Consider the following 1,734-nt stretch of genomic DNA (forward strand, 5'->3'; position numbering starts at 1 on the left):
GCCTGGGAGAGCCCCCGCCCCGAGGGCCCCGTCCACTACGGCCCCCCGGCGGCCCGGCACACGGCCGCGACGCAGGCGATCCGCGACGCGGACGGCCCGGTCCTCGTCGTCACGTCGTCCCCGGCCGTCTGGCAGGACACGAAGGACGCCCGCGCCAAACTGGGCCCGGTCCACCTGTACGACCCGACGCACATCTGCGACACCCCGGCCCGACTCCACTGGTCACCGACAGCGGCCTGCGACGACAAGCAGACAGCCGCGGACCGCGCCGTCGCACTCCTCGCCCCGGTCCGCCCGGCGTCCCGCCTGGACCAGGCGGTGTACGACACCGCGGTCACGCTGCTGCGCAGCTATCTGCACGCCGCCGCCGTGGACGGCCGCACGGTCCGCCATGTCCACCGCTGGGCGCAGGGCACACAGATCCAGGACGCCGTACGGATTCTCCGCACGAGCCCGAAGGCCGCGGCGGGCACCGCAGGCGAGCTGGAGGCCGCGCTCACCGCGCACCCGGACCGCCGCGACATGGCCCAGGAGCTCCTCACCCGCGCTCTGGCGGCCCTGTTCACCGTCAATGTGCGGGAGGCCTGCACTCCGAACCGAACTGATGCCCTCGCCTTGGATTCCTTCGTGGCTGAAGGGGGCACGCTTTATGTGGTCGGTGAATCCATCGAGGACCCCAGGACGCGTCCGGGCGCGATGCCGCTCCTGACGGCCCTCGTCTCCAGCGTGGTCGAGCGCGGCCGGCGCATGGCCGAACGGTCATCCTCCGGTCGGCTCGACCCACCACTTGCGCTTGTCCTCGACGACGTGGCCGCCGTGGCCCCGCTCCCCCAGTTGCCGGAGCTGCTGGCCGACGGCACGGACAGGGGCCTGCCGACGCTGGCTCTGCTCCGCTCCCGCGAGCAGGCCAGGTCCCGCTGGCCGCACGACGAACTGCCGGTCTGAGAGGGCACGTTCACCCCTTCTCGATCACGTACTCCAGCTCGCTCCGCTCGGGCGAGTGCGGCACCGGCACGGTCACCCCTGTGGGCCGGAAGCCGGCCTTGCGGTAGAAGCCCTGGGCCCGCGTGTTCTCCTCGTGCACCAGCAGCCGCACCCGCTCGGCGCCACGCCCCCAGGCCCACTCCAATGCCGTCTCGAACACGGCCTCGGTGACGCCCGTCCCCCGATACGCGGGCTGTACGAACACGCCGACGACATGCCCCTGTCTCCGCTCCACGGGATACCCGGCCCAGTCCGTGGTACCGGCTTCCTCGATCAGCACGGTGGCGGTCCCGACCCATACGCCGTCGCCGGTCTCGGCCACGAACTGCCGCACGGGGCCGTCCTCGTGCGAGGCCCGGCTCGCCCGGCCCTGCCAGAACTCGTCCGGCTCCGCGACGGCGTCGTCGTACGCCTCCAGGAAGGCCAGGTGGGCGACGGGGTCTCGCAGCGCGTCCAACCGCAACGCCTTCACGGCCGGCCACTCCTCGGCCCGAACCGCCCGTACGACGACCTCGCCCCTGCTGCTCACTGTCATACGGGCCACCGTAGCCCCGGCCCGGCGGGCGCTCACCCGATATACGACCGCCGGCGCCCCCACTCGCTCTCTCCACGGTCCTTGAAACGTCCCTGAAATGCGGAAAGCCCCGCACCAAATGGTGCGGGGCTCCCCGGAAAAATCGTTCGGCGGCGTCCTACTCTCCCACAGGGTCCCCCCTGCAGTACCATCGGCGCTGTAAGGCTTAGCTTCCG

At 72.0% G+C, this 1,734-nt stretch carries 2 protein-coding genes and 1 rRNA gene; 1 reads left to right on the forward strand and 2 read right to left on the reverse strand.

Going from position 1 to position 1,734, the window contains the following annotated elements:
- Window positions 1-945 (forward strand): type IV secretory system conjugative DNA transfer family protein (locus MTQ10_RS30175; RefSeq protein ID WP_247473781.1); only part of this gene is annotated, 945 nt, incomplete at its 5' end.
- Between the two features lie 10 nt (window positions 946-955).
- On the opposite strand, the gene MTQ10_RS30180 is transcribed toward MTQ10_RS30175, so the two are convergent.
- Window positions 956-1,519, reverse strand: a complete 564-nt coding sequence (locus tag MTQ10_RS30180) for a GNAT family N-acetyltransferase (protein WP_247473783.1) — start codon at window positions 1,517-1,519, stop codon at window positions 956-958.
- A gap of 144 nt (window positions 1,520-1,663) precedes the next feature.
- A 5S ribosomal RNA gene (rrf, locus tag MTQ10_RS31830) occupies window positions 1,664-1,734 on the reverse strand; the annotation flags it as partial.

Source organism: Streptomyces sp. XM83C, from assembly GCF_023072675.1.
GTDB lineage: Bacteria > Actinomycetota > Actinomycetes > Streptomycetales > Streptomycetaceae > Streptomyces > Streptomyces thermocoprophilus.